The sequence below is a fragment of the Chitinophaga sp. genome (assembly GCF_036566945.1).
In the GTDB taxonomy this organism is placed as follows: domain Bacteria; phylum Bacteroidota; class Bacteroidia; order Chitinophagales; family Chitinophagaceae; genus Chitinophaga.
Map to the genome: position 1 here is coordinate 1 of NZ_DATCVJ010000691.1, position 3465 is coordinate 3465.

General features: G+C 41.8%; 5 protein-coding genes. 3 read left to right on the forward strand and 2 right to left on the reverse strand.

Features of this window, described 5'->3' with window-relative positions; genetic code table 11:
* Positions 1 to 738 (forward strand): ABC transporter ATP-binding protein (locus VIP81_RS20860; RefSeq protein WP_331965747.1); only part of this gene is annotated, 738 nt, incomplete at its 5' end.
* Complete coding sequence (locus tag VIP81_RS20865) at positions 710 to 1708, forward strand: ABC transporter permease (RefSeq protein ID WP_331965750.1); 999 nt, start codon at positions 710 to 712, stop codon at positions 1706 to 1708. The genes VIP81_RS20860 and VIP81_RS20865, both read left to right, overlap by 29 nt.
* A gap of 94 nt (positions 1709 to 1802) precedes the next feature.
* Here the strand turns inward: VIP81_RS20865 and VIP81_RS20870 are convergent, their stop codons facing one another.
* Positions 1803 to 2372 (reverse strand): Crp/Fnr family transcriptional regulator, encoded by a 570-nt coding sequence (locus VIP81_RS20870; protein WP_331965753.1) that lies wholly within the window; start codon positions 2370 to 2372, stop codon positions 1803 to 1805.
* A gap of 327 nt (positions 2373 to 2699) precedes the next feature.
* Between VIP81_RS20870 and VIP81_RS20875 the strand changes: the two genes are divergently transcribed.
* Positions 2700 to 2936: a hypothetical protein gene (locus VIP81_RS20875; protein ID WP_331965756.1), complete on the forward strand. Its 237-nt coding sequence runs from the start codon at positions 2700 to 2702 to the stop codon at positions 2934 to 2936.
* Positions 2937 to 3047: 111 nt separating this feature from the next.
* Here VIP81_RS20875 and VIP81_RS20880 read toward each other — a convergent pair.
* Positions 3048 to 3465, reverse strand: a 418-nt coding sequence (locus VIP81_RS20880; RefSeq protein ID WP_331965759.1) for a hypothetical protein, incomplete at its 5' end; no start/stop codon positions are given.

Sequence of the window (3465 nt, forward strand, 5' to 3'; positions counted from 1 at the left end):
GATAGCGCAGGGTTTTATGATAACATGAGCGCCCTTGATAACCTAATGTACATTGGTCGTCTCAACGGTATTCCGGAAAAGAAAATTCTTTCCCGTGCCCGGGAAACGATGGAGATGGTAGGACTGGGAGCACAGATGCACAAGAAGACGGGCGCATATTCCCGTGGAATGAAACAGCGTCTTGGTTTGGCAGACCTGTTGATCAGAGAGCCGGAAGTAATGATCCTGGATGAACCAACACTGGGTATAGATCCCAGTGGCATCAGAGAATTCCTTCAGCTCATCCGGCATCTCAGCCGGGAACAATCCATTACGGTGATCTTATCGTCCCATCATCTGCACCAGATGCAGCAAATCTGTGATCGTGTAGGCATCTTCGTAGAAGGGAAAATGCTGGCTGAAGGCAATATCGAAACCTTATCCGGACAACTGTTCGGGAAGGATTCCTTTATAGTACAGGTTTCCGTTAGGGAGCCGTTGCTGGCCCCTGCGGAGCTGGAACAGCAACTGCGGAAAACAGGCAGTGTGAACAGTATCAAAATAGATACAAACACCATCGAGCTATCCTGCAGTGAAGATATCACGCCGGAAATAGTACGCTTCTTTGTACAGAATGGCTACAATATTACCGGTGTACACAAAAAAGAATATGGCCTCGATGAAATTTATCATCGTTTTTTTGAAAATAAAATAAAAAAAGAAATTGTCAATGAGAGCTCCGCTATTACATATCAATAATTTCTTTTCTCCGCAACACACTCCGGGCTCATTTAGTGTAATTGTACGGAAAGAGGTGGGCGATCATATTCGTAGCTGGCGTTTTATCGTAATGCTGCTGCTGATCTTCTTCACCTTTGCGGGGACCATGTACGTATCACTGACTAATCTTGGGAAGGCTGTCGGGAATTTAAATGATCCGGATCATGTATTCCTTTATTTGAAATTACTTACCACGTCAGATAATTCGCTGCCAACCTTTCATATCTTCATCAGCTTCCTGGGCCCATTGCTTGGAATAGCACTTGGCTTTGATGCCATCAATTCGGAAAAGAATAACGGTACTTTAGTTCGCCTGTTAGCGCAGCCTGTTTACCGTGACAACCTTTTGCTGGCAAAATTTTATGCTGCACTGTTGATTGTGGGAACACTTTTCTTAAGCCTGGTATTACTGATGATGGGCGCAGGACTACTCCTCACGGGTGTGCCTATAGAAACCTCCGAATTTTTACGCATACTCGCATTTACCTTACTCAGTATAATTTATGTAGGGTTCTGGCTTAGTCTTGCGATTGCTCTTTCCGTAGTTTTCCGGCACGCGGCCACATCTGCCATTACCGCTATCGGCATCTGGTTGTTTTTTACTATTTTCTACCAGATTATTGTCAACGTCATAGTGAGAGCCATCCTGCCTGATCCGGCTTCCCTGCAAACAGCAGAAGTAATTGCTTATAACAACTTGTTTATGTCGTTGCTACGGGTGGCACCCAGCCAGCTATATACAGATGCTGCCACCACCCTACTCATGCCTTCTGTTAGAAGTCTGGGCCCATTGACAATGGAACAAATGTCGGGGGCTATTCCCTCACCGTTGCCATTTGGAGAAAGCCTCATGATTGTATGGCCACAGGTAACAGGACTCGTAGCGGCGACTATCGTATGCTTTGCGTGGGCTTATTATTTTTTTATGAGAAGAGAGATCAGGACGTAACGGTATTTAGCTCCAACGTACATATTAATGAAGCTCGCCGACTGCGTATCCGGCACTCCTGGTTTATAGTGCCGGGTCCGCAGTTATTACCTGCTTATCTCATTATTCCTCTAATTCTGGATAGCGTTTGTAAAGTTATGCCGAGATATGAAGCAAGATATCCAACGCTGACTCTATGAACAATTTCCGGATAATTCAATAACAGAAACTCATATTTTTCAGCGGCCTGATGTCCTCTGAGTGACTGTATCCGCTCCTCACTTTTACAATAGTACATCTCCGTTAACTTTCGACCAATAACATTAAACTCCTTGTGTCGCTCGTAAATTTCCATTAAATCATTATAGTGAATACAAAATAGCTCACAATCCTCCAACACTTCTATTGATTCAGCACTCGGTATCCGTTTATAAAAAGAATTCACGGAGATAACGAAATCATTCTCCATCATAAACCAATTGGAGGTATCTTCCCCATTCCTTTCATAGTAAGCCCTGAGTAATCCTTTAGCCACAAAATAAAGGTAATTACAAACCTCCCCCTGATGGAGTATGATATGCCTTTTGGGAAAGCTTTTATGCAAAATTTTTTCATTTAGATGCAATTCCAATTCCGGTGAAATCGGGCCAAGTTGAGTGATAATTTGAAACAGTGGATTGGGCATTCTGAGGATAGTTTTGACTCCTTACGAAATTCAGCTCTAAACACATTGACAACTAAGCAAATATACATATTTAACATATCTTAATATTCTTCTCAGGGAAAAAATCTAATTTAATTTGATAAAATCATTTTCCTTATGAAAACTATTACTACTTCCCTTATTCTGGCCCGGAAAGGCCACTTTATTTAGCATCACCTCTTTCTTGTTAACCTCCAAAGCCTTATGCCTGCGGGCGGAACGACTCAATGATCTTTCCGCCCGCGGGGATCGGGGATATTCGGCAAAGCGTGTTCTAGATGCTGCCGTTCCCTCAAAATAAACATTGTTATGAAAAAACCGGGTCGCGGAAATAAAGTGATGTATACCACCAATGCCATGCCCCAGGAAATTCAGGATTACTTTGGCGTTTTATTTAAAAGCATCAAAACATATCTTCCTCATTTTTCCGACGCGTTAACCAACAATATCATCAATAGTTGCGAGATATTCTCCTTTAAACGTAATGATATTGTACTGGACATAATTAGTACTGTTATGGGATTAAGTTCTTGGGTTCAGTCGTGATGGGAACTCAGCAAATTCCGGATGGTGAAAAAGATCAAATTCCCCTTTTGACTCTACACCAAAAGTAATTGATTCCTCAGTTCCACAAACTGATTTATGTTAGTAAATTATTCAGATCGATGCCCTAATTCGGGATAAGGTGTCTGAACTAATCCCCAGATAGGAAGCTATATGTTTTACGGGCACTCGTTTAATGATTTCGCTGTAATTTTCCATTAAAAAAATGTATTTTTTCTTTGCCTGATGACCTCTCATGATAAAGCTTCGTTCTTCGCTTATTCCATAATAATATTCTGTAAGCTTGCGGGCAATCACATTGAATTCGGGATGTCTTTCATATAGATCCATAAGGTCATCATAATGAATAAAATAGAGTTCACATTCTTCAAGAGCCTCGATTACCTCGTAGCTTTTCACGCGTTGATAAAATGACCGTACGGAAATGAGAAAGTCGTTTTCCATCATAAACCAGTTGGAGGTATCTTGACCATCTCTTTCATAATATGCCCTGAGTAAGCCCTTCTCCACA

What these genes read in the sequence shown, in the direction of transcription:
- VIP81_RS20865 (WP_331965750.1), top strand. Translation starts at nt 710, where the DNA reads ATGAGAGCTCCGCTATTACATATCAATAATTTCTTTTCTCCGCAACAC.
- VIP81_RS20870 (WP_331965753.1), bottom strand. Translation starts at nt 2,372, where the DNA reads ATGCCCAATCCACTGTTTCAAATTATCACTCAACTTGGCCCGATTTCA.
- VIP81_RS20875 (WP_331965756.1), top strand. Translation starts at nt 2,700, where the DNA reads ATGAAAAAACCGGGTCGCGGAAATAAAGTGATGTATACCACCAATGCC.